General features: G+C 31.5%; 21 protein-coding genes. 14 read left to right on the top strand and 7 right to left on the bottom strand.

The window, feature by feature from the left end; all coding sequences use genetic code 11:
- Positions 1 to 59: 59 nt before the first annotated feature.
- From HMPREF3241_RS03955 to HMPREF3241_RS03970, 4 genes are all read left to right on the top strand, one after another.
- Positions 60 to 1,283: a YtxH domain-containing protein gene (locus HMPREF3241_RS03955; RefSeq protein WP_002495713.1), complete on the top strand. Its 1,224-nt coding sequence runs from the start codon at positions 60 to 62 to the stop codon at positions 1,281 to 1,283.
- Positions 1,284 to 1,717: 434 nt separating this feature from the next.
- A complete protein-coding gene (locus HMPREF3241_RS03960; protein ID WP_001830908.1) occupies positions 1,718 to 2,809 on the top strand; it encodes a bifunctional 3-deoxy-7-phosphoheptulonate synthase/chorismate mutase in 1,092 nt (363 codons plus the stop codon).
- A gap of 255 nt (positions 2,810 to 3,064) precedes the next feature.
- Positions 3,065 to 4,054 (top strand): catabolite control protein A, encoded by a 990-nt coding sequence (gene ccpA / locus HMPREF3241_RS03965; protein ID WP_002446692.1) that lies wholly within the window; start codon positions 3,065 to 3,067, stop codon positions 4,052 to 4,054.
- Between the two features lie 417 nt (positions 4,055 to 4,471).
- Positions 4,472 to 6,139, top strand: a complete 1,668-nt coding sequence (locus HMPREF3241_RS03970; RefSeq protein WP_002446691.1) for a formate--tetrahydrofolate ligase — start codon at positions 4,472 to 4,474, stop codon at positions 6,137 to 6,139.
- 89 nt (positions 6,140 to 6,228) lie between these two features.
- Here HMPREF3241_RS03970 and HMPREF3241_RS03975 read toward each other — a convergent pair whose 3' ends face one another.
- The gene (locus tag HMPREF3241_RS03975; protein ID WP_002446690.1) at positions 6,229 to 7,134 is read right to left on the bottom strand and encodes a transglycosylase domain-containing protein; all 906 of its coding nucleotides are present in this window, start codon (positions 7,132 to 7,134) and stop codon (positions 6,229 to 6,231) included.
- A 390-nt stretch (positions 7,135 to 7,524) separates the two neighbouring features.
- Here HMPREF3241_RS03975 and tyrS point away from each other — a divergent pair, with 390 nt between their 5' ends.
- Positions 7,525 to 8,790: a tyrosine--tRNA ligase gene (gene tyrS / locus HMPREF3241_RS03980; protein WP_002446689.1), complete on the top strand. Its 1,266-nt coding sequence runs from the start codon at positions 7,525 to 7,527 to the stop codon at positions 8,788 to 8,790.
- Between the two features lie 190 nt (positions 8,791 to 8,980).
- Here the strand turns inward: tyrS and HMPREF3241_RS03985 are convergent, their stop codons facing one another.
- Positions 8,981 to 10,219: a S1C family serine protease gene (locus HMPREF3241_RS03985; RefSeq protein WP_002446688.1), complete on the bottom strand. Its 1,239-nt coding sequence runs from the start codon at positions 10,217 to 10,219 to the stop codon at positions 8,981 to 8,983.
- A gap of 279 nt (positions 10,220 to 10,498) precedes the next feature.
- Here HMPREF3241_RS03985 and HMPREF3241_RS03990 point away from each other — a divergent pair, with 279 nt between their 5' ends.
- From HMPREF3241_RS03990 to HMPREF3241_RS04000, 3 genes are all read left to right on the top strand, one after another.
- Complete coding sequence (locus HMPREF3241_RS03990) at positions 10,499 to 11,122, top strand: lysophospholipid acyltransferase family protein (protein WP_002446687.1); 624 nt, start codon at positions 10,499 to 10,501, stop codon at positions 11,120 to 11,122.
- Between the two features lie 209 nt (positions 11,123 to 11,331).
- A complete protein-coding gene (nagE, locus tag HMPREF3241_RS03995; protein ID WP_002446686.1) occupies positions 11,332 to 12,804 on the top strand; it encodes an N-acetylglucosamine-specific PTS transporter subunit IIBC in 1,473 nt (490 codons plus the stop codon).
- Between the two features lie 95 nt (positions 12,805 to 12,899).
- A complete protein-coding gene (locus tag HMPREF3241_RS04000) occupies positions 12,900 to 14,024 on the top strand; it encodes an HAD family hydrolase (protein ID WP_070853473.1) in 1,125 nt (374 codons plus the stop codon).
- 79 nt (positions 14,025 to 14,103) lie between these two features.
- Here HMPREF3241_RS04000 and serA read toward each other — a convergent pair whose 3' ends face one another.
- The 3 genes from serA to HMPREF3241_RS04015 all read right to left on the bottom strand — a co-directional run bounded on the left by serA (position 14,104) and on the right by HMPREF3241_RS04015 (position 17,419).
- Complete coding sequence (serA, locus tag HMPREF3241_RS04005) at positions 14,104 to 15,699, bottom strand: phosphoglycerate dehydrogenase (RefSeq protein WP_070853474.1); 1,596 nt, start codon at positions 15,697 to 15,699, stop codon at positions 14,104 to 14,106.
- The gene (locus HMPREF3241_RS04010; RefSeq protein ID WP_070853475.1) at positions 15,689 to 16,852 is read right to left on the bottom strand and encodes a pyridoxal-phosphate-dependent aminotransferase family protein; all 1,164 of its coding nucleotides are present in this window, start codon (positions 16,850 to 16,852) and stop codon (positions 15,689 to 15,691) included. Before HMPREF3241_RS04010 ends, serA begins: the two co-directional genes overlap by 11 nt.
- Positions 16,853 to 16,978: 126 nt before the next feature.
- Complete coding sequence (locus HMPREF3241_RS04015) at positions 16,979 to 17,419, bottom strand: SACOL1771 family peroxiredoxin (protein WP_060545911.1); 441 nt, start codon at positions 17,417 to 17,419, stop codon at positions 16,979 to 16,981.
- 77 nt (positions 17,420 to 17,496) lie between these two features.
- On the opposite strand from HMPREF3241_RS04015, the gene HMPREF3241_RS04020 reads away from it, so the two are divergent.
- Entirely contained in the window at positions 17,497 to 18,243 is a 747-nt protein-coding gene (locus tag HMPREF3241_RS04020; RefSeq protein ID WP_070853476.1) for a glycerophosphodiester phosphodiesterase, read from the top strand.
- Between the two features lie 270 nt (positions 18,244 to 18,513).
- Here HMPREF3241_RS04020 and rpsD read toward each other — a convergent pair whose 3' ends face one another.
- Positions 18,514 to 19,116, bottom strand: coding sequence for a 30S ribosomal protein S4 (gene rpsD / locus HMPREF3241_RS04025; protein WP_001830798.1), 603 nt, complete (start codon positions 19,114 to 19,116; stop codon positions 18,514 to 18,516).
- Positions 19,117 to 19,336: 220 nt separating this feature from the next.
- Positions 19,337 to 19,807, bottom strand: a complete 471-nt coding sequence (locus HMPREF3241_RS04030; protein WP_002474952.1) for a GAF domain-containing protein — start codon at positions 19,805 to 19,807, stop codon at positions 19,337 to 19,339.
- Positions 19,808 to 19,941: 134 nt separating this feature from the next.
- Between HMPREF3241_RS04030 and ezrA the strand changes: the two genes are divergently transcribed.
- The 5 genes from ezrA to tpx all read left to right on the top strand — a co-directional run bounded on the left by ezrA (position 19,942) and on the right by tpx (position 25,866).
- Positions 19,942 to 21,636, top strand: a complete 1,695-nt coding sequence (ezrA, locus tag HMPREF3241_RS04035; protein WP_070853477.1) for a septation ring formation regulator EzrA — start codon at positions 19,942 to 19,944, stop codon at positions 21,634 to 21,636.
- Positions 21,637 to 21,965: 329 nt separating this feature from the next.
- Entirely contained in the window at positions 21,966 to 23,105 is a 1,140-nt protein-coding gene (locus HMPREF3241_RS04040; protein WP_002457826.1) for a cysteine desulfurase family protein, read from the top strand.
- Complete coding sequence (gene thiI, locus HMPREF3241_RS04045; RefSeq protein ID WP_002446676.1) at positions 23,105 to 24,328, top strand: tRNA uracil 4-sulfurtransferase ThiI; 1,224 nt, start codon at positions 23,105 to 23,107, stop codon at positions 24,326 to 24,328. Before HMPREF3241_RS04040 ends, thiI begins: the two co-directional genes overlap by 1 nt.
- 39 nt (positions 24,329 to 24,367) lie before the next feature.
- Positions 24,368 to 25,132 (top strand): TSUP family transporter, encoded by a 765-nt coding sequence (locus HMPREF3241_RS04050; protein WP_070853478.1) that lies wholly within the window; start codon positions 24,368 to 24,370, stop codon positions 25,130 to 25,132.
- 239 nt (positions 25,133 to 25,371) lie between these two features.
- Positions 25,372 to 25,866, top strand: coding sequence for a thiol peroxidase (tpx, locus tag HMPREF3241_RS04055; RefSeq protein ID WP_002446674.1), 495 nt, complete (start codon positions 25,372 to 25,374; stop codon positions 25,864 to 25,866).
- Positions 25,867 to 25,877 lie beyond the last annotated feature (11 nt).

The raw sequence follows: 25,877 nt of genomic DNA on the forward strand, positions 1-25,877 counted from the left end.
AAATGCACTTAAATGAGGCTTTTACTTATTTAAGTGCTTTTGTTTTAGGAGGAAAGTTTATGAAACATTATAATCGTGATAATTTCGAGAAAAGCCATACAAGCGAAGAATTGTATCATCGCTCATCTCGTTCACAATCTAACTCATTGAAACGCAAGGATTTCGTAGTTAGTTTCATAGCAAGTGCGATAGTAGGTTCTGCTGTTGGATTGTACTATAAAAATAAAATATATAAAAAAACGGATGAATTGAAAGAAAAAGAACAAGATTTACGCAGTAAAGTTGAAGACTATAAACAACGAGCGGAAGATACAATGTTTTCTGTTAAATCTAAAGTTGAGCAATTAAAAAATGATTCCAAAGATAATATACATGCAGATGAATTACAAGCTCAAAAAGCTGCGATACAACGCGAAACGCATTTAGCGGATGAATCACCGGAAGCTCAAGCAATTCAAGAAGCAAAAAAAGAAACAAAAAAAGCGGATGGTGTGAGACCATCAGCAACAGAATTAGCAGCTCAACAAAATGCGATACAACGCGAAACGCATTTAGCGGATGAATCACCAGAAGCTCAGGCAATTCAAGAAGCTAAAAGTGAAGTTGATTCAAACAATAAAACATCTATGACACACATAGATAGTGAGAAAGAACCTTCTGCTGAAGAAATTGCAATTGCTCAAACGGCAGTTAAAGAAGAAGTACGTAGCCATAATTTAGCAAACCCATCTGCAAGTGTAGAAGATACTAAAAGTAAGTCAGAAACTGAAACAGAAAAATTAGCTGCAGCGGCAAAAGCAAAAAGAGATAAAATAAATAACAATAATAAAGTTGCTAGTAACACGAAAAACCTAATGCAAGAAGAATCTATAAAACATTCAAATAACTCTGATGTTCCAAATCTTGTAACTAATTTAAATCAATCTCAAGCATCAGGTACTAATTCAGATGCTTATCGCTTAGCACAGGCAGCAAAAGAGAAAAAATCTAAGCTCACAAATGGTTCTAAAGAAACACAACTTACAGAATCATTGTTAAAAGAACCATCAATTGCTAAAGCTCAAACAAAATTGAAGCGTATCCCTACACTTATTACTGAATCTAAACAAAATTCAAATAATTCACACATCCAAAAAAATGCTAATCAGACTAAAAACATCACAGCAACTAAAGAGGATTCCGAAGGCAAACAGCAACATACACCTAATCAAAACAAACGCAATAAACAGCAAAAAGTAGAAAAAACTAGTAGCAAAATTGAAAAACGAACATTTAATGATTAATCTCGAGTGTTAAATATTAACAATGATAAAGAGTACAATGAAGTGTATTGAACATTGTAAAAGTTATATTCTTTATCTACTTAACACGATTTATAAACTATTGTAATTATTATGTTAAATTTTAAATGTAAGTCATTAATTTAAGATATTATTTCACTTTAATTTTAGATATTTAAATAATATCAGACATCTAGAGGTAGGACGACGAATTTATATTCAGTTCGTTCCTATCTCTTTTAACATTTAAATAATATTGGAATGTCATTATTTAATAAATTATTATTTACATAAATTTACAGAAGATTTAGTATTTTCTGTAAATTAACGCTTGAACTATAAATGTGAAATTGTTAAAATTAGATTTGAATATTTTTAATTTTATCGCTTTAAAGTAACATACTTTATGCGGAACTATATCTTAGAGGTGAGTAGAAATGACGAATAAACTAGAACAGTATAGAGAAGAAATTGTTTCCTTAAATGATCAAATATTAGAATTACTATCGAAGCGAGGAGAATTAGCACAGAAAATTGGTGAAGAAAAAATTAAGCAAGGTACACGAGTATATGATCCTCAGCGTGAAAAGGAAATGATTAATCAGCTATTAGATAAAAATAAAGGTCCATTTAACGACAATGTGATTAAGCAATTATTTAAAGAAATTTTTAAAGCCTCTACAGATTTACAAAAATCAGAAAATGAAAAACATCTTTATGTATCACGTAAATTGAAACCTGAAGATACGATTGTTAAATTTGATAATGGCGGAATCATTGGTGATGGTAATAAATCATTTGTATTTGGTCCTTGTTCTGTAGAATCACAAGAACAAGTTGATGCTGTAGCACAAGATTTGCAGGCCAAAGGTGAGAAATTTATTCGTGGTGGAGCGTTTAAGCCTAGAACTTCTCCTTATGATTTCCAAGGTCTTGGAGTAGAAGGTCTTAAAATTTTGAAAAATGTTAAAGATAAATATAACTTAAATGTAGTAAGTGAAATAGTTAATCCAAATGATTTCGAAATCGCTTCAGATTATTTGGATGTTTTCCAAATTGGTGCTAGAAACATGCAAAATTTTGAGTTGCTTAAAGAAGCTGGTCGTACAGACAAACCTATTTTATTGAAACGTGGTTTATCAGCAACGATAGAAGAATTTATCTATGCAGCTGAATATATTGCTTCACAAGGTAACCGAAATATTATTTTATGTGAGAGAGGTATTCGTACATACGAAAAAGCAACTAGAAATACATTAGATATCTCAGCTGTACCTATTTTAAAGCAAGGAACACATTTACCTGTTATGGTTGATGTAACGCATAGTACAGGTAGAAAAGATATTATGTTACCGACAGCGAAAGCGGCTTTAGCCGTTGGTGCTGATGGAGTTATGGCCGAAGTTCATCCAGATCCTTCTGTTGCTTTAAGTGATGCTGGTCAACAAATGGATCTTAATGAATTCAATCAATTTTATCATGAATTAAAACCACTTGCTGATATGTACAATTCGAAGAAACTGAAATAGTAGATCAATGTATCGTTATACAATTAAATAAGTAATAATTTCCCATAGTTCTATATATTTTGAGCTATGGGAAATTTTATTTATACCAACTCATTAATAAAAAATCACATGAAAAATATTAAATGTAACGAAGTTTTTAACAGAATTGTGACAAAAACATAAAATGATTTCACAAACTATACAAATATGATAAACTTTGAAAATGATATGAAAACACGTTATAATAACAAATAAAACGTTTACAAGGAGGAAGTTATGACAGTTACAATTTATGATGTAGCCCGAGAGGCCAGGGTATCAATGGCAACTGTTTCACGTGTAGTAAATGGAAACCAGAATGTTAAACCAGAAACACGTAATAAAGTAAATGAAGTCATTAAAAGGTTAAACTATCGACCTAACGCAGTTGCAAGAGGTCTTGCAAGTAAACGTACAACGACGGTCGGAGTTATTATTCCAGATATTTCAAATGTTTATTACTCTCAACTTGCAAGAGGTTTAGAAGATATTGCAACAATGTACAAATATCACTCAATTATCTCAAACTCAGATAATGATCCAGAAAAAGAAAAAGAAATTTTTAATAATTTATTAAGTAAACAAGTCGACGGTATTATTTTCTTAGGTGGAACTATTTCTGAAGAAATTAAAAGTCTTATTAATCAATCATCTGTACCAGTCGTAGTTTCTGGAACGGATGGTAAGGATGATCATATTGCATCTGTAAATATTGATTTTAAACAAGCAGCCGAAGAAGCAACACAATATCTTATAGAGAAGGGTGCTAAAACTTTTTCTTTAATAGGTGGAGAATATTCTATAAAGGCACAAGATGATGTCTTAGAGGGTCTTAAAAATGTTTTAAGTCAGCATCAACTAAAATTAGACGATACATTACATTTATCTGGCAATGAAAGTTACAAATCAGGTATAAAAACATTTGAACAATTACAATCGAATTTACCAGATGCTGTTCTTTGTATCAGTGATGAGCAAGCAATTGGTATATTACATAGTGCACAAGACGCTGGTGTGAAAGTACCTGAAGATTTACAGATTATTAGCTTTAACAATACACGTTTAGTTGAAATGGTGAGACCACAGTTATCTAGTGTTATTCAACCATTGTATGATATTGGTGCTGTTGGAATGAGATTACTGACTAAATACATGAATGATGAAGAAATTGAAAATCCTAATGTCATATTGCCTCATAGAATAGAATATCGTGGGACAACTCAGTAAAAATAATGAGTGACATATTAGATATCTAGATTAATGCTCTATAGTGAAAAAAATATTTTCATTATAGAGTGTTTTTCATATTCTTTTATTGTATCTAAATCATTCAATTTTTCTATATAAATTCACTTTAACAGATATTACTAAGGAATAACTTTGTAATTGTTCTTGTTATTACAATTAAATATTTATTAATTTTATGGATGAATATGATTATCATATTATCAACGAATTACAAGTTTTGTGATTCGTGTAACTTTTGCAAAATTTCTTATGTATCCAGAATACGAATAGCATGAGCATTTCTTAAATGACGAACTTTTAGTACTAAATACATTAAAATATTCGACATTTAAATGTAAGTCGGTTATCATGATTCATATAACTCGTTAATTATATATAATCAAGGGGCTGAATATTTTGGCACATTTATCAGATTTAGAAATAGCAAACTTATCAAAACTTAAACCAATAAGTGAAATTGCAAGAAAAGTAGGAATTACTGAGGACGCTTTAGAACCATACGGCCACTATAAAGCTAAAATAGATATTAATCAGATACAAGAACAGGAGAAAAAAGGGAAAGTCGTATTAGTAACTGCTATGAGCCCAACACCTGCTGGTGAAGGAAAATCCACAGTAACTGTAGGTTTAGCTGATGCATTTAACAAGTTGAATCATAATGTTACCGTTGCATTACGAGAACCTGCCTTAGGACCAACTTTTGGTATTAAAGGAGGCGCAACTGGTGGTGGTTATGCTCAAGTACTTCCTATGGAAGATATTAATTTACATTTTAATGGTGATTTTCATGCAATTACTACTGCAAACAATGCACTTTCTGCATTTATCGACAACCACCTACATCAAGGAAATGAATTAGGAATTGATCAACGAAGAATTGAATGGAAACGTGTTTTAGATATGAATGATCGTGCGTTACGTCATGTTAACGTAGGATTAGGTGGTCCAACTCACGGAGTACCTAGAGAAGATGGTTTTAATATAACAGTTGCGTCAGAGATAATGGCTATTTTATGTCTAAGCCGAAATATCAAAGACTTAAAAGAAAAAATAAGTCGAATTACCATTGGTTATACACGTCATCACAAACCGATAACAGTTTCTGATTTGAAAGTAGAAGGTGCATTAACTTTAATACTTAAAGATGCGATTAAACCAAATTTGGTTCAAACAATTGAGGGAACTCCAGCTCTTGTTCACGGAGGCCCTTTTGCCAATATTGCTCATGGTTGTAACTCTATATTAGCAACTGAAACTGCAAGAAACTTATCAGATATTGTTGTTACAGAAGCAGGATTTGGTTCAGATTTAGGTGCCGAAAAGTTTATGAACATTAAAGCTCGCGAAGCAGGTTTCGATCCTTCAGCAGTTGTTGTTGTAGCAACGATTCGTGCTTTAAAAATGCATGGTGGTGTTGCAAAAGACCAACTTCAACATGAGAATATAGAGGCAGTTGAAGCGGGACTCGTTAATCTTGAAAGACATGTGAATAATATTAAAAAATACGGGGTCGAACCCATAGTAGCTTTAAATGCATTTATTCATGATACAGCTTCTGAAACAGCTTGTGTGAAACAATGGGCTAAAGATAATCAAGTACGTATTGCTTTAACAGAAGTATGGGAAAAAGGTGGAGAAGGTGGAATTGAACTTGCTAATCAAGTGTTCGATGTAATGCAGGAACCTCAAAACTTTAAGCCTTTATATGATTTAAAACAACCACTCGAAGCTAAAATTGAAACGATTGTTAAAGAAATTTATGGAGGTTCAAAAGTAAATTTCAGTAGTAAAGCACAAAAGCAATTAAAGCAATTTAAAGAGAATGGCTGGGATGAATATCCGATTTGTATGGCTAAAACTCAATATTCATTTAGTGATGATCAGACATTGTTAGGTGCCCCAAATGATTTTGAAATAACAATTAGAGAACTTGAAGCTAAAACAGGCGCTGGATTCATCGTTGCATTAACAGGTGCTATAATGACTATGCCTGGTTTACCGAAGAAACCAGCTGCACTAAATATGGATGTTACTGATGATGGTAAAGCAATAGGTCTTTTCTAAGAAAATAGAAAAGAGAGTGAGTCAGTGTTGTTAATAAATATTGCTCGCTCTCTTTTTATTACAAAAATTTTGATAAATATATTTGATTTTTATTCGTCTTTCGATTGTTTCAGCAAGTGCTGTTTAATATTGTATTTTTCAGCATTTTTGTATTGTTGTTTAGAAATTTTTCCTTCAACACGCATTCGTTTAAGTACGTATTGTTGACGTTTCATGCTCAATTTTAAAAGATGGTGAGGCTTTATTTTGCCATGTTCGTCATAAGGCGTATAGCCATATGGACTTTGCAGTAAGCCAATGAGATACGCTGATTGTGCAACATTCAAATCTTTTGCAGGTATACCAAACAGACTATATGAAGCGGAAGATATACCAGTTATATTGGCACCGTTGTAGTCATGACCAAAAGGAACGATATTTAAATACGTATATATGATTTCATCTTTTGATAATAAAGTTTCGACCCGTGTAGCCAAGATAATTTCATTTGCTTTACGACTATAAGTTTTTTTGTTTGAGAGCACTTGATTTTTTACTAATTGTTGCGTGATCGTACTACCACCAGAAGATTGGTTTGAATTTGTGATATCTTGAAGCATCGCTCTTAAAAGTGCTTTAGGCATGATACCGTTATGTTTATAAAATAATGTATCTTCAGAGGCTGTAAGTGCATGTATAATATTTGAATTTACATGGTTCGGTCCAACTATAAGTGTATTTTGTGAATGATCATATTCTTCCAAAATTTGATTATTATGATTTATTAGCTCATCGCCAGGTATATGAAGGATTTTTGCTTTCAAATCTTTATCACTTATTGACGAAGCATCTTTTGTTAATTGTTGGAAGTAAAATACTAATGACAACAGTATGATAAAACCAATCAAAAAAAACACCAAAAAAATCATGACACATATATGTTTGACTTTTTTATATAAATGTTCAAATTTAGTATATTTATCTGTAGTTAGTATTTGATACTTGTTGAAATGCATTAGATACCTCCTAAAGTTAGATATAGTATACCACATCTTGAAATTTGACTTTTAAAATAATGTTAACTATAATAATATTCAATTCAATATGTTTTGAATATAAAGGACAAGTAACTTTTGAGAAAGCTTAAAGAGAACTAGTGGTGGCTGTGAACTAGTAGTTTCTTATTGGTGAATACACCTTGCTATTTTTATTATTCAACGTTTTATTAATGAACGTATCATTAATAGAGATATTTATGAGTAACGAACTCTATCTAAGTATGGTGGTACCGTGCATAAGCGCCCTTACATTTTTGTAGGGGCGCTTTTTAATAGGTTTGGATAAATCACTATATTTATTAAATATCTTTAACTTTTTTAATTTAAAAAATTAGGAGGATTTTATCAATGACTAATGCTTTAATAGAAGATTTAAAATGGAGAGGGTTAATTTATCAACAGACAGATGAAGAAGGTATCGAAGAATTATTAAATAAGGAACAGGTCACATTATATTGCGGCGCAGACCCTACAGCTGATAGTTTACATATTGGTCACTTGTTACCTTTTTTAACATTAAGACGATTCCAAGAACATGGGCATCGTCCTATCGTCTTAATTGGTGGAGGTACTGGTATGATAGGTGATCCTTCTGGAAAGTCTGAAGAGCGTGTGTTACAAACAGAATCACAAGTTGAAGCTAACGTCAAAGGCCTGTCTAATCAAATGCATCGATTATTTGAATTTGACAGTGATAAAGGGGCACAATTAGTCAATAATAAAGATTGGCTTGGTCAAATTTCGTTGATCAGTTTTCTTAGAGATTATGGTAAACATGTAGGCGTTAACTATATGCTAGGAAAAGATTCTATTCAAACTCGTTTAGAACATGGTATCTCTTATACAGAATTTACTTATACGATTTTACAAGCTATTGATTTTGGTTATTTAAATCGTGAGTTAAATTGTAAAATTCAAGTAGGCGGTTCCGATCAATGGGGTAATATTACAAGTGGTATTGAATTAATGCGACGAATGTATGGACAAACTGAAGCATATGGACTAACAATCCCATTAGTAACTAAATCGGATGGGAAGAAATTTGGTAAATCAGAGTCTGGAGCTGTGTGGTTAGATCCTGAAAAGACAAGTCCATATGAATTTTATCAATTTTGGATTAATCAATCTGACGAAGATGTAATTAAATTCTTAAAATATTTTACTTTTTTAGAAAAAGAAGAAATTAATCGATTAGAACAATCAAAAAATGAAGCGCCTCACTTACGTGAAGCACAGAAAGCACTAGCTGAAAATGTGACGAAATTTATTCATGGAGAAGCAGCTTTAAAAGACGCTATACGCATTTCAAAAGCACTGTTTAGTGGAGATTTAAAATCGTTATCTGCTAAAGAACTTAAAGAAGGGTTTAAAGATGTACCTCAAGTAACGTTATCTACAAAAACGACAAATATAATTGAAGCACTTATTGAAACAGGTATTGCTTCATCTAAACGTCAAGCTCGTGAAGATGTAAACAACGGTGCAATATATATTAATGGTGAACGTCAACAATCAGTAGATTATGAGTTAAGTAGTAAAGACCTCATTGAAGATGAAATTACAATAATTCGACGTGGAAAGAAAAAATATTTCATGGTTAATTACCAATCATAAATGACAAAAAATTATTTGATTATATAAAAATATTCTATGTATATTGTAAAAATTAAAAGATTTATTTAAAAAGGAATAACTATAAAAGTAAAACTCTGAGTATCTCTTACAATGAAGTATACTCAGAGTTTTTATTTAAAATCGGTCAACTAAAATAGCTTAAAATCAATAAGTATAAAGTGAAAATATTTTATTGAGCAAATTGACTTTGTGATTGAGATGATTCAGGTGCAGATGCTTGTTTTTTTAATTTCACATTAATATCTTGTGTCTTACCATCTCTGATAACTTTTAGAGTAACCATTTCACCTGGTTTTTTGCTTTCGTATAAATAAGTTCTTAAATCTGTATCATCTTTTATTTGTTTACCATCTATTCCAGTAATAATATCACCTTTTTTAATGGCATTATCACTGTCTACTTTAGCTACATAAACACCTTTGTCTTTATGAGTATGTAGTTCTTTACGATAGTTTTCAGGAATATCACTTAAGTTTATAAGACCTATACCGATTGAAGGTCGTTCGATTTTACCATGCTTAACGAGTTGTTCAATGGTCACTCTAACTTCATTACTAGGTATAGCAAAACCTATACCTTCTACTTGTGCTGCAGCGATTTTCATAGAATTGATACCAACGAGATTTCCGTTAATATCTACTAATGCACCACCTGAATTACCAGGATTTATTGCAGCGTCTGTTTGTAAAACATTAACTTTAGTATTACCAGCAGAAGTATTGGCATCAATTGTACGTTCGTTAGCTGAGATAATTCCTGATGTAACAGAATTTGCAAATTCTAATCCTAGTGGATTACCCATTGCAAAAACACTATCGCCAGTTTGAACTTTTGATGAATTAGCAAATTGAATTGATTTTATTCCTTTTGTATCCTTTATTTTTAGAATAGCAATATCTGTTAGGGCATCTTTACCTATTAATTTGGCATCTACTTGTTTTGTATTATGTAGTTGAACTTTAATTTCCGAAGCACCATCAACAACGTGATTATTTGTAACGATATATGCGGAACCATCACTTATTTGATAAATCACGCCGGAACCAATCCCCGCTTCTTTTGATTTAGATGCCTTACCATTGAATAGATCATCAAGGTTTGTAGATTTTTGCATGTTTATTACGCCGACAATTGCGGGAGAAACGTCTTTAATCATGTCATGTACTGATTTGTATTGGTTACTTTTACCATCTAACTGATTGCCACCATGACTATTTGAAACTTGATGAACAGTAGCACCTTCATTGTTAAAACCAGTTTTATTAAGGAGTTTACCAATACCTAAGACGAGAAGTGCTCCAATAATTCCAGCGATTATTGCAACAATAATTGTTTTAATCCATGGAAAAGTGTGTCGCTTCTGTGAAGAATTTCGATAGTGGTGTTGATTCTTTTCTTGTTCTGACATTTGTTACCTCCATAATTTGTAGTCTGTATTACTATTATGTATCGTTTGTATAAAATTTGCTAGCAATCAACTATACGACTTTAGGAGTATTATCATAAATGCTATTGTTGTCTTTAAGATTTGGAAGAATCAATGCTTGATAAAAATAACTTTGTAGTCATATTGTTATTTATTTCAGTGCTATAGTTATCAAATGACTAAAGAAAACATGTGTTGTATTGTTCTATGAATTTGATAGTGATAAAATCATTATGATAAAGAAAATAAGCAGGTGACATTATGTACAATTTTATAAGTAAGATTTTAGATGTTATTTTAGTGAAAATGTCTAAATCATTATATGTTATTGGTAAGGAAAATATACCTAAAGATAGTAAATATGTTGTAACTTGTACGCATGAAAGTTATAACGAAGTAATCATGTTAGGAATGGCATTACTCCCTAATCAAATCCATTATATGGCTAAAAAAGAATTATTTAGGAATCAGTGGGCTGGCAAATTTTTGAAATCACTAAATGCATTTCCAGTTGATAGAGAAAATCCTGGTCCAAGTACATTAAAAAAACCAGTGAATTTACTTAAAGAACATAAAACTATAGGTATTTTCCCGACTGGTCATCGTACTTCAGTAGAGGGAGCCCCATTAAAACGTGGTGCAGCTACTATAGCAATGCTAGGGAAGGCGCCTATCTTACCAGCGGCTTATGTGGGTCCCAAAAAAATTCATGGTTTGATTACAGGTCAAGCATTAATCAAAATCGGTAAACCAATTGAGATGGATGATATTCCAAAGGATTTGAAACGTAATGAGAAAGTTGATTTCCTAACCAAAGAAATTGAAAGACGCACAACTCAATTACAAAAAGAACTTAATGAAATTTCACGTAGTTTAAAGAAATAGAGTAATATAGATATCATTACTATTGAGGAACGTCGTACAATTAAATGATTTGTATAGACGTTCTTTCTTTTAGATTATAATTAAGCGTTTACATTAAAGTGGATAATTATTTTTCTAGAGTAAATAATTTGACTTTAATGTATGGTATAGAAAACGATTTTGCATTGCAGTGTTTTAACGTTTGATAATAAAAATAAGGGATGATATAAATGTATAAATTTTTGCAACATTTGGGTAGATCTCTCATGTTACCTGTAGCTGTTCTGCCAGCAGCTGCAATAATTGTAGGTATAGGTCATACTTTAGATGCTTTAAACATACTGCCTCAAGCTGCTCTCTTTTTTACAAGTGTTGGGATCACTATATTAGAGCAATTAGGTATATTATTTGCTATTGGTGTAGCTATCGGTATGGCTAAGAAGAACGATGGCGCAGTAGCATTAGCAGCAGCGTTAGGTTTTTTTATAGTTACGGTAGTACTATCTCCAGAAAAATTAGCAACTTTATTACAAATTAAAGAATCTAAGATTGATTTAGCATTTAGTCAAATGAATAATGGAAATGTGTTTGTAGGAATTATTATAGGTTTGATTGCTGCATATAGTTATAACAAATTTAGTGAAACGAATTTACCTATGGCCTTATCATTCTTCAGTGGGAAACGACTTGTTCCAATCATGACAGCATTCTTTTGTACAATTTTAGCGGTTATTTTATTATTGATTTGGCCTCCAGTTTTTAATGGCATAGTTACTTTTGGTAAGTGGATTGTTGGTATGGGGCCATTCGGTGCATTATTATATGGTTTTTTTAATAGATTATTAATACCTACTGGGTTGCATCATGCGCTCAACAATGTATTTTGGTTTGATACTGCTGGAATAAATGACATAGGTAAATTTCAAAGTGGTAAAAATGCTATTAAGGGAATTACTGGCAGATACCAAGCAGGATTTTTCCCAGTTATGATGTTTGGTATACCGGCAGCAGCTTTGGCGATGTATCATACTGCGAAGACGAATCAAAAAAAACAAGTTTATGCTTGGTTTTTAGCAAGTTCAGTTTCGGCATTCTTTGTGGGTGTAACAGAACCTATAGAGTTTGCATTCATGTTTGTAGCTCCAGTTTTATTTGTTATTCACGCAGTTTTAACTGGATTATCATTATTTATAGCAGCAATGTTTCAATGGACAGCAGGTTTTTCATTTAGTGCAGGTCTTATAGATTATGTGCTTTCATTAGTTAATCCGATATCTAATCACCCTTGGATGTTATTGTTGCAGGGTGTAGTCTTTTTTATTATCTATTACGTTATCTTTAGAGTTGTCATACAAGTCTTTAATTTAAATACTATAGGAAGGGGAGATAATGAACTTATCGATCCAACATCAAATGATACTTCTGAAATGGAAGTATTACAGAACAAAACCACTACAAGTAAATATTATCAAAATGCTAAACGTATTTTAGATGGATTAGGTGGTAAAGAAAATATTATTAGTTTAAATCATTGTGCAACAAGACTTAGATTGGAGCTTAAAGACAATTCAATTATAGATGAGCAGAAAATTAAAAATGCTGGAGCTATTGGTATAACTCAAAATGGACAGCATTATACCCAAGTGATTATTGGAACACACGTACAACAAGTTGCCAATGAAATGGATCGCCAAATGAATTAGTATGTGAAAGGGCTGGCTCGTAATGAGTTTGCCCTTTTTAATTGAACCATGTAATATAGTTATATCAGAATTTTCTGAAATGAAAGGGGTAAGGCATGAAGGCTATATTATTTGATGTAGATGGCGTATTTTTAAGTGAGGAACGATGTTTTGATGTTTCAGCAATTACTGTAGCTGAACTTTTATCGAGTCCAGATTTCTTAAATTGTGGTATAGATATTCATTTTGATGGTAATTTAACTGAAAACGATATAAACAAAATACGTAAAAACGTATTCAATCATGACCGAATACTAAATCAACTAAAGTCACTAGGTTTAAATTCAAATTGGGATATGCTATTTATTGTATTTAGTATTCATTTAATTGATAAAGCTAAACAATTAAAACCATCATTACGAGAGCAATTACTTGATGAATCATTGTTTACCAAAGAGACTTTAAAGGAAATAGCAAAGTATTTAACTGATAAAACGATAAATTATAGCTTACCTTATGATGTGATAGCTTCGTTTAGAAATGGTAAAGATGCTATTTACGAAGATTTGGAAGTTTACGCTAAAAATCAATTAGAACTTAACAACACTAGTTTATTTAAATTGAAAAGTTCCTTATGGACATTAGCAAAAGATATATATCAAGAATGGTATTTAGGAAAAGTTTTGTTTAATCAAGTTGAATATAAAAAAGATATTCAAGATTTTAAGAAAGGTTTCATTTATGATGAGGTCATTCTTAAACCTATAGATGAAATTCAATTATTACTTCAAAATCTAATAGAAGCGGGATATCAAATTGCGATAGCAACTGGAAGACCACGAACTGAAACAATAATTCCATTTCAATCATTGGGATTAAAATCTTATTTTAAAGATGAACATATCGTAACGGCAAGTGAGGTGTTGCTAGCAGAGAAGCAATTTCCTCAATATCAACCTTTAGGAAAACCTAACCCATTTAGTTACATCGCTACTTTAAATGGAAATTATAACGACCAATATGAACGATATGCGACAAATCAAGAAGATATCGTAAATAAAGATGAGGTCTACATAGTAGGTGACTCTTTAGCTGATTTATTAAGTGCGAAGAAGATAGGAGCAACGTTCATTGGTACTTTAACTGGTTTAAAAGGTAAAGCTGCTCACGCTGAATTAGTTGCAAATGGAGCAGATTATGTAGTAGAAGATATAACTAAGATTCGAAAAATTTTATTATAGACAAAAAATGACCTCAGATTGTATATTAATTTCAATCTGAGGCATTTTTATTGGTTTATAAAAAGACGAAAGTAATTAATTAAATTGTTAACTTAGTGCTAATAATTTTGTTAAATCCGCTTGTTTCATTTAAAATTTTTATAACTTCCTCACTTGCTTGTTGATCAATAGAAAGAATCATTAAAGCATCTCCACCTGCATCGTTACGGCCTAAAGTCATTGACGCAATATTAATTCCGTGACTTCCCAATAGGTTTCCTGTTTGGCCTACTATACCAGGTTTGTCTTTATGGCATGTCACTAATTGATATTGGTTAGGTTTAAAATCAAGTGAGTAATCATTAATACGTACTATTCTTGGCCCAAAACCTGCGAATACCGTTGCGCCAATTTTAATTTTATCCTGATCATTAACTAGTTCTAGCTCAATGTAACTACTAAAGCCAGAATGTTTCTTTTGTTTTTCTATATTATAGGTGACACCCTGTTGGTTAAGTATTGCTAATGCATTAATAATATTGACTTCATTACCTAAATCTTCTTTCAAGATGTTCGTTATAATTGTTCTTGTAATTAAACTAGTGTTATTTTGAGCTAAGTCACCAGCATATTTAACTTTAATTTCACTTGGAGCACCATCGAGGAGCTGAATAGCTAACTCACCAATAGTTGTACTTAAACCTATAAAGCTTTGCGTTGTTTCATCAACTTTACTTAAATCCATTTTTGGAGCATTCACGGCATGCTCCACATTCCCTTTAGTTAGAATTTCAATTATTTCTTCAGATACAGAGACTGCAACCTTCTCTTGGGCTTCTACAGTTGAGGCGCCAAGATGCGGTGTGACGATAATTTTATCATGTTGAATGAGGGGAGAATCAGTAGGAGGTTCATGTTCAAATACGTCAATAGCTGCACGATCTATTAAGTTATTATCCAATGCTTCAATAAGTGCAGTTTCATCTATAATCCCCCCTCTGGCAACATTTATGATTTGTAAATTTTGTTTAGCTTTATTAAAGAAAGATGATCCAACAATTCCTCGAGTTTTAGGTGTTAATGGCGTGTGAACTGTTACAAAGTCAGATTTTTCGGCAATTTCATCAACAGTTGCAATTTGAATATCTAATGACTTCGCTTTATCTTCTGTCAAATAAGGATCGAAAGCTAAAATTTTCATACCGAAACTCTGAGCACGTTTAGCGACACCCAAACCAATCCTACCAGCACCGATAATACCTAACGTTTTGTCATAAAGTTCAACACCTCTAAATGCTTTACGGTTCCATTCTTTGTTACGTAAAGATTGGTGTGCTTGAGGAATATTTCGTGCCATTGCTAGCAACATGGCTACTGAATGTTCTGTAGCAGAAATTGTATTACCATCGGGAGCATTAATTACTAGAATACCTTTTAAAGTCGCTGCTTCTATATTAATATTATCCACGCCTACACCAGCTCTTGCAATGACTTTCAAATTTGTTGCAGCGTTAATAATTCGCTCTGTTACTTGGGTTTGACTTCGTACGATAAGAGCTTCATATGTTAAAATCATATTTACTAAATCATTCTCAGATAAATCTGTTTGTACATCTACTTCAAATTCTGGATGTTTTAAAATACTTTGTAAACCATCCTCAGAAATTGGGTCTGATACTAATATTTTATGACTCATGTCCAATAACCTCCATAAATTGAGTTATCCCTTTTCCAATATAATTGACATTTCTATTAGAAGTTAAAATAATTTCCAATGCAGACACGACTGCTAAAATATCAAAAGGAGATATTTTTCCCATGTGACCAATTCTCAAAATTTGTCCTTTTAAGTGACCTTGTCCTCCAGCAATAGTTATATTGAATTGAGATTTAAGTTGATTTTTAATGATATTAAGTTCTTCTTGATTTTTTGGAACAAATGAGGTTACAGTAGGTGAGGCATGAGCATCATCTTTTACTAATAATTCTAATTCAAGTGCTTTTAGTGCCGTTCTTAAGGCATCCCGTATTTTAAAATGGCGTGAAATAACGTGATTTAATCCTTCTTTTTTTACAAGTTCTACATAAGCATTTATTCCTCTAAATAGACCAACATTAGGTGTGAAGGGCGTTGAATTTTGCTCTTGTGATTTGATGTATTTATTTAAATCTAAATAGAATCTTGGTGTTTCTACATCAGCAAATCGTTTTTTTGCTCTATCACTATAAGCAACAAATGCTAGACCTGGTGGTAGCATGATAGCTTTTTGACTTCCCGAAACTAATACATCGATTTTATCTTTTGTTAAATCAACATCCACTGCACCGATACAACTTACACCATCAACAATAAAATATAAGGAATTATCAAAAGCTTTAAGTGCATGACCTAATTGGTGAACTGGATGTATGACACTAGTAGACGTTTCACAAAATTGAGTGAATACTGCAGTGACTGGTACATTTAATTGCTTTAAATAATTAATAAAGTCATCAACTACTACAGCTTCACCCCAGTTAACATCATATACATGTACATGATTATAATAAGTTTGTGCGATTTGTTTAAAGCGATTTCCGAATGCACCAGAAACAATTATCACAATATGATCCTCAGGATTTGCGATGTTAAGCATACTTGCTTCTAATACGCTAGTGCCACTAGATGTAAGAATAAGTACTTCGTTTTTGCTACCAAATACTGGCTTTAAACCTTTAAATGCTTCACTAGCAATTTCCTCAAAGTCAGTAGAACGATGACCTACCATTGGTAATTGTACGGCACTCAAGATTTGTTCCGGTACAGGAGTTGGTCCAGGTGTTAATAATAAAGGTTGGTAATACTGCATTGTACATTCCTCCCACAATAAGATTTATTTATTTTAGCAAAAATTCTGAATATTTAAAACCCTTATTAAATAGCTATCACATAATTAAAACGTTTACATGTTTAAAATTTGTGATAGCTATATGATTTATATTAAATTAGGCTCAATTGAAATAATGACATTATTCCGTATTGCATTAGATATCATGCAATTTTTATCTGCAATCACTAATAATTTATCTAAAATACTTTTAAGCTTTTCTGTTTGAGAAGAGGGCACTTCAATTGAGGGATAATGTGTAATACGTTCCATTTTAAATTTTTTATTTTCAAATGAGGCTGTACCTATTGACTGTTGATTAATTTTTACATTAGTAAAACCACTCTTTTCTAGTGTTGCAGCGAGTGAAATAATGTAACAAGATGATGCTGCACTTACTAGTAATTCATCTGGATTTGTGCCTTTTCCTTTGCCACCGAGTGAAGAGGGGATGGATATATTTTCATTGATAATATCTCCTCGAAGTTTACCTACTTCTTCGCGTCCACCTAGCCACTCAGTTTTAACTTTAAAATCATGTTTAACCATATGAATTGACCTCCAATTTAATTATGGTAATTTAAGTTTAGGGCAAATTAAATAAGTTTAAAAGAAAGGTGACTTTGATGAAAATTCGACGTCCAAATCAACATTTCCAAATCGTAGCGCATAGAGGATTACCTGAAGATTATCCTGAAAATACTTTAATCGCTTATCGACATGCGCTCATGTTACATATAGATATGTTGGAAATTGATGTACATTACACAAAAGATAAAGAGCTTGTCGTTATACATGATGATACTATCGATCGTACGTCAAATGGTAAAGGCAAGGTTTCTGACTTTACTTTAAAAGAATTAAAAGCATTAGATTTTGGTTTCTATAAAGGAGAGAAATTTAAAGGGGAGAGTATACCGACTTTTGATGAAGTGTTAGATTTAGCAGATAACTTTTCGCAAAAATTATTAATAGAAATAAAAAAACCTAGTCAGTATCCAAATATTGAAAATATGATCGTTGATAAATTGAAGGAAAGACAAATATCTAAATCTAAAGTGATTTTACAATCATTCGATTTTGATTGTATAAAAAAATTGTCGGCAATGAATTTAGATTATGAATTAGGTTTATTAATTAGTAAGAAAAAATATTGGCACAAGTTACCGAATTTCAAAAAAATTGCCAAAGTTGCTGATTATGCAAATCCAAATTATCAAATTGTTTCGCAAAAATTTATGCAACTTGCTCATGATGAAGAGTTAAAAGTATTACCTTATACTGTAAATAAATTAAAAGAATCACAAAAATTAGTAGATATTGGTGTTGACGGTATTATTTCCGATGTACCTGAAGATTTATTCGAGCTATAAGTATGAGAGAAAATGTAAGTATAGAACGCGAAGTTCAATACGTACAATCAAAACTTGCTTCAAAAAATAATAAATAAGAGTGTATTTTCAATTAAGTTGAGTATTGATCATTGTTAATAAAAACTGGAATATTGATTAATATCCCAGTTTTTATTAAACAAAATGCATCATACAATTAAATACTTGAAAACTAAAACAAGATAGAAATTTTTACATAAAATAAAACACCCAAATCCAAAATTGGAATTGGGTGTAAAAAGTAGAAATCGATTATCTTGAGTAGTACTCAACGATTAATTGTTCATTGATTTCAGCTGGTAACTCGCTACGTTCAGGGAATCGAACGAAAGTACCTTTTAAGTTGTCAGCATCAAAGTCTAAATATTCTGGTACGAAATTGTTAATTTCAACAGATTCTTTAATAATATCTAAGTTTTGTGATTTTTCACGAACTGTAATCACTTGACCAGGTTTTAATGAGTAAGATGGGATATCTACGCGTCCACCATCTACTTCAATGTGACCGTGGTTTACTAATTGACGTGCTTGACGACGTGTACGAGCTAAACCTAATGAATAAACAACTGCATCTAAACGACTAGCAAGTAATATCATGAAGTTTTCACCGTGTACACCATATTGCTTACCAGCAATATCAAATGTGTTACGGAATTGTCTTTCAGTCATTCCATATAAGTAACGTAATTTTTGTTTTTCACGTAATTGTAAACCATATTCTGATAATTTTTTACGTTGGTTAGGACCATGTTGTCCTGGTGCGTATGGTCGTTTTTCTAATTCTTTACCAGTACCGCTTAATGAGATACCTAAACGACGAGATTTTTTCCAGTTTGAACCTCTGAATCGAGCCATGTGAGACTCCTCCTTTTTCTTTTTTGTTGTTATGAAAAAACAAAAAAGAGTGTTACATGCTTATCGAGATATATTGTTTTATGTGTCTTCACCTTATAGCGACAGTTACGCGACACGTCCACATTGGGAACAACATAGAGCTAGATAATATATAACTGCTATTTTCGTTAATTCACACAAAGCCTATTTTATCATTTTAAAAGAAAGTGTCAAGATTATTTTAAATTTGATTGAGTTGTTTTTCTAAAGTTTTTACAATAGATTCAAGTCCTTCTTGATCATCTTGTGAAAATCTATTTTTTATAGGAGCGTCAATATCTAATACTCCGATAATCTGGCCGTTTTGATGTAATGGAATAACAATTTCTGATTGACTATTTGCGTCACAAGCTATGTGACCAGGGAATTGATGGACGTTTTTAACACGTTGTATTTCACCAGATGAAACGGCAGTGCCACAAACCCCTTTGCCGATAGCGATATGTACACAGGCAGGATGGCCTTGAAATGGTCCAAGAATAAGCTCCTTATTTTCAATAAGGTAAAAACCTACCCAATTAATATGATCAATTGTATCGTTAAGAAGAGCAGAAGTATTGCTTAATATTGCAATTAAATTCTTTTCATCTTCGATTAAACTAGCAAGTTGTTTTGATATCAGTTTATAATTTGTTGGAATATTCATTGTCATCGTCATACCTCGTTACTACAATTTTTAATTTAGTATAAGCTTTTAAAAATAATCTATCAATTAATTGATTTTGTGATTTAACGACGCACAAAATTACGTTATAATGTAAGATGATAAAATAGGAGGAGAAGTATATGGTGTTATTTATCATATTAGCAATATTAGTAGTTATTTTAATTGCTATTGGCGTATTGTTTTATATGCGCTCAAACAAAAGAAATTTAATTGAAAAAACAGAAGAGCGTAAGAACGAAATTGAACAATTACCTTTAGATGATAACCTAAGAAAACTTACTGGTTTAAATTTAAAAGGTGAAACAAAGACTAAGTATGATGCAATGAAAAAAGACAACACAGAAACTACAAATAAATACTTAGCTCCAGTAGAAGAAAAAATTCAAAATGCTGAAGAGTTTTTAGAGAAATTTAAATTCACAGCAGCACAAACTGAAATTGATGATGCTCACGAATTAATGGATCAATACGAAAAGAATTATCAGCATCAAGTAACTCAAGTGGACGACATTATAAACTTACATAAAGAAAATGAAGCATTGTATGAAAAGTGTAAAGTTGACTATCGTGAAATGAAACGTGATGTATTAGCAAATCGTCATCAATTTGGTGAAGCAGCTGAACCACTTGAAAATGAAATCGAAAATTATGAGCCTAAGTTAAATGAATATGAGAGTTTAAAAAGTGAAGGTAACTATGTTCAAGCCCATAATCACATTGCTGCTTTACAGGATCAAATTAAAAATTTAAAATTTTATATGGATGAAATTCCAGAATTAATTCGAGAAACTCAAAAAGAATTACCAGGACAGTTTCAAGATTTAAAATATGGATGCAGAGACTTAAAGGTTGAAGGCTATGATTTAGATCATGTCAAAGTCGATGGTACAATACAAAGTCTTAAGACAGAATTAAGTTTTGTTGAACCAATGATTAGTCGATTAGAATTAGATGAAGCTAACAATAAACTTGAAAATATTAATGATAAATTAGATGAAATGTATGATCTTATTGAATATGAAGTAAAAGCTAAAAATGAAGTTGAAGAAACGAAAGATATCATTACTGATGACTTATTTAAAGCCAAAGATATGAACTATACATTACAAACCGAAATTGAATATGTTCGTGAAAATTACCATATTAATGAATCAGATGCTCAAAGTGTAAGACAATTTGAAAATGAAATTCAAAGTCTCATCTCAGTTTATGATGATATTTTAAAAGAAACTTCTAAATCTGCGGTACGTTATAGTGAAGTACAAGATAATTTACAGTACCTTGAAGATCATGTATCTGTGATTAACAAAGAACAAGATAAACTTCAAAATCATCTCATTCAATTACGCGAAGATGAAGCTGAAGCAGAAGATAATTTATTAAGAGTACAATCTAAGAAAGAAGAAGTATACCGACGTTTATTAGCTTCTAATTTAACTAGCGTTCCAGAACGTTTCATTATCATGAAAAATGAAATTGATAATGAAGTAAGAGAAGTAAATGATCAATTTAGCGAACGTCCAATTCATGTTAAACAACTAAAGGATAAAGTAGCAAAAATTGTTATTCAAATGAATACATTTGAAGATGAAGCTAACGATGTACTTGTAAATGCTGTATACGCAGAAAAACTTATCCAATATGGTAATAGATATCGTAAGGATCATCATCATGTTGATAAAAGCTTAAATGAAGCAGAACGATTATTTAAAAATAACCGATATAAACGTGCGATAGAGATAGCCGAAGAAGCATTAGAAAGTGTTGAACCTGGTATTACCAAACATATTGAAGAGCAAGTGATTAAAGAATAGTAATTTGTGTATAAATATTATACAACTGTGAGGTAAATCTACTTGAGATTTACTATCTTATTTTAATCATAATTGATAGAGTCAAAGATTAGTATAAATGTAACTTTCTGCAGTCATCGACTCTCCATGCATCAGAATTACCTGAGACAATAATGAATGTCTCAGGTTTTTTAGTGTTCTATTAGTAGTGAATTAAAATTCATGGTCACACTCTTTTAATTTTGTGAGAAAATAGTATAATGCTTGAGTATCTTAATTTGTAAATTTATAGTGAAGCAATTCATTTTTAAAACAAGATTTAATTAAAATTTGAAAGAGAAGTGTTATCAGTGATTTATTTAGACAATGCAGCCACTACCAAAGCTGATCAAGATGTTGTTGATTCATTCGTAAAAGTGAACCAAACATTATACTTCAATCCAAATAGTCCTCATCATGCAGGGGTTCAAGCCGAACAATTATTATTGAAAGCAAAAAGTGAAATCAATCGTATATTAAGCTTAAATAATCAGTTTGATATCATTTTCACAAGTGGCGCAACTGAATCGAATAATATACTGCTAAAAGGTATTGCGTATATGAAAAAAGAAACTGCTAATGAGATTATCACATCAGTCTTAGAACATCCCTCAGTTTTGGAAGTAATGAGGTATTTGGAAAGGGAAAAAGGTTTTAAATTAAAATATGTTGATGTGACAAAAGAAGGTAAGTTGGACACAGAACACTTAAAATTATTAATGACAGATAAAGTAGGACTTGTGACATGTATGTATGTCAATAATATTATGGGACAAATTCAACCTATTGAAGAAATAGCAAATATTGTAAAAAATTACCCACGTGCACACTTTCATGTTGATGCAGTCCAGGCTTTAGGTAAGGTACCTATGCAGATCAATCATGTTGATAGTTTAAGTTTAAGTGGTCACAAGTTTAATGGACTCAAAGGTCAGGGTCTATTACTTTTAAAAAATATTCAAAACATAGAACCTATTGTCCATGGTGGTGGACAAGAATATGGTTTACGAAGTGGTACAGTTAATTTACCAATGGCTATTTCTATGGTTAGAGCTATAAAGAATGCTGTTGATCAAACATACGAGCTTAATTTACGTTTAAGCAATTATAAAAATAAATTACTTTCATTTTTAGCAGAATACAAAAATGTATTTATCAACTCTCCTCAAAATGCATCACCCCACATTATAAATATAGGATTTCCAGGTGTTAAGGGTGAGGTACTTGTTAATGCTTTTTCCAAACAAAACGTAATGGTTTCAACTACAAGTGCTTGTTCTTCTAAGATGAATAAATTAAATGAGGTTTTACTTGCTATGGAAATTGCAGAGTCAAAAATAGAAGGTAGTATAAGAATTTCTTTAGGGGCACATACGACTGAAAACGATATATTAAGTTTTATGAATGCATTTGAAACTGTATATAAGGAAATTAAGGAGCTGTTAAAGTAATGCAATTTGATCATTTATTAGTTAGATATGGAGAACTTACGCTTAAAGGTACGAATAGAAAAATGTTTGTTAATCAACTTAAAGACAATGTGAAACGCGCACTTATTCCATTGCGTGGTTATCATCTCAAAGGAAAGAGGGATAGAATGTACATAGAATTATCCCCTGAAGCAGACATAAATGAGATCATTCACCGCTTATCTAAAGTTTATGGTATAAAATCAATCAGTCCAGTCATAAAAATTGATAAAAACGAAGAGAAAATTAATCAATCAGCGATACAGTTATCTCAAGACTTTGTAAAAGGTTCAACTTTTAAGGTAGATGTAAAACGCGTTGATAAGTCATTTCGATTGGATACGTATGAATTGCAACGTCAAGTCGGTGGAGCAATACTAAAAGAAAATAATAATATAACAGTGAATGTTAAAAATCCTGACTATGAAATTAAAATAGAAGTAAGAATGGATACTATTTATATTTATGAAAAAGTAATCGCTGGTGCAGGTGGACTGCCAGTCGGTACAGGAGGTAAGACATTACTTATGTTAAGTGGTGGTATTGATTCTCCTGTAGCAGGAATAGAAGTAATGAAACGTGGCGTAACTGTTGAAGCAATACATTTTCATAGTCCACCATTTACGAGTGAAAAAGCTAAAGATAAAGTTATCGAATTAACAAGAATTTTAGCGGAACGTGTTGGTCCTATTAAGCTGCATCTCGTACCATTTACAGAAATACAAAAGCAAATTAATAAAGTTGTACATCCTCGTTATACAATGACTTCTACAAGAAGAATGATGATGCGTATATCTGATAAAGTTGTACATCAAATAAATGCTAATGCCATCGTAAATGGAGAGAATCTTGGTCAAGTAGCAAGTCAGACACTAAAGAGTATGTACGCTATTAATCATGTCACAGCTACACCTGTTTTAAGACCTCTATTAACGTTAGATAAAGAAGACATTATTAAGAAAGCAAAAGAACTCGGTACATTTGAAACATCTATTCAACCTTATGAAGATTGTTGTACAATATTTACTCCGAAAAATCCTGTAACTGAACCGGATTTTGACAAAGTAGTAAAATATGAAAGTGTATTTAATTTTGATGAAATGATAGAAAATGCAGTTGAAAATATTGAAACATTAACAATAGATCAAAATTATAAGAGTGCGAAAGAACAATCTACAGATTCATTGATTAAAGATTTATTCTAAAATTCGTAATGTAATAAAAACAAAGGGGTTAGGCTTAGTATGGATTGGAATTTATCGATTATGTTGATGATTGTTGCCTTTGGTTTTATCGCTTCATTCGTCGACTCTGTAGTTGGTGGGGGTGGACTAATTTCAACCCCTGCATTACTTGCAGTTGGCTTGCCACCATCTGTTACTTTAGGTACAAATAAATTTGCGAGTTCTTTTAGTACATTAACAAGTGCATTAAAATTTTTACGTTCAGGTAAAGTTGACTTGAAAATAGTAGGAAAGATGTTTCCATTAATATTTGTTGCTTCCGGTGGTGGTGCTATCATTGCGACATACATACCAGCAATTATTTTAAAACCGCTAATCATTATAGCACTGTCATTAGTTCTTATTTATACCATCATACAAAAAGATTGGGGAAATGTAAGAACATTTACCGATTTTACTTTTACAAAAGCAGTATTATTTACATTAATATTTATTGTTATTGGATTTTATGATGGTTTTTTAGGTGGTGGTACGGGCTCCTTTATGCTATTTACACTTTTATTATTTGGCTTTGACTTTTTAAGCGCAGCTGGTAATGCAAAGGTTTTAAATTTTGCATCTAATTGTGGTGCGTTATTATTTTTCATGATTTTAGGTCAGGTCAATTATTTTTATGGTATTATTATGGCTTTTAGCATGATGATAGGTGCTTTGTTAGGTGCTCAATTTGCCTTGAAAAAAGGGGTAAGGTATGTAAAAGCTTTATTTATAGTAGTTACTGCAATATTAATTATAAAAAATCTCTACGATTTTATTGTGCAGTAAATAATTGTTAGATTAAGAGGTTCAAATGAAATTGTAGACAAACTTTAAATGAGTGTGTATTGCTTATCTTGTCGAGTTAATGTTTGCAAATTTGTTTGGCCTCTTTTATTACTATATTACAAACAACGATTTTTTTGGAAAGGTTTTCATTTTTTAATAGATAATGGCTAAAAAAATTGAAAACCATACGTTCTTTGTCGTATCATTATAATTAACTAAGTTGATAGGAGGTCGTTACGATGACTCAAATTACATTTAAAAATAATCCCATTAAATTATCAGGTTCTGAGGTTAATGAAGGTGATATCGCACCAAATTTCACAGTTCTTGATAATAGTTTGAATCAAATTACTTTAGATGATTATAAAAACAAGAAGAAATTAATTAGTGTTATACCATCTATTGATACAGGAGTATGTGATAGTCAAACTCGAAAGTTTAATGAAGAAGCTTCAGCTGAAGATGGCGTAGTTTTAACGATATCAGTAGATTTACCTTTCGCCCAAAAAAGATGGTGTGCATCAAGCGGATTAGAAAATGTAATTACTTTAAGTGACCATAAAGATTTATCTTTTGGTCGAAATTATGGACTTGTAATGGATGAATTACGCTTACTTGCACGTTCGGTATTTGTGTTAAACGAAAACAATAAAGTAGTATATAAGGAAATTGTCAGTGAAGGTACGAATTACCCTGATTTTGAAGCCGCATTAAAAGCATATAGAAATATTTAGTCATATTGAAC

It is taken from the genome of Staphylococcus sp. HMSC34G04 (genome assembly GCF_001838765.1).
Lineage (GTDB): Bacteria > Bacillota > Bacilli > Staphylococcales > Staphylococcaceae > Staphylococcus > Staphylococcus epidermidis.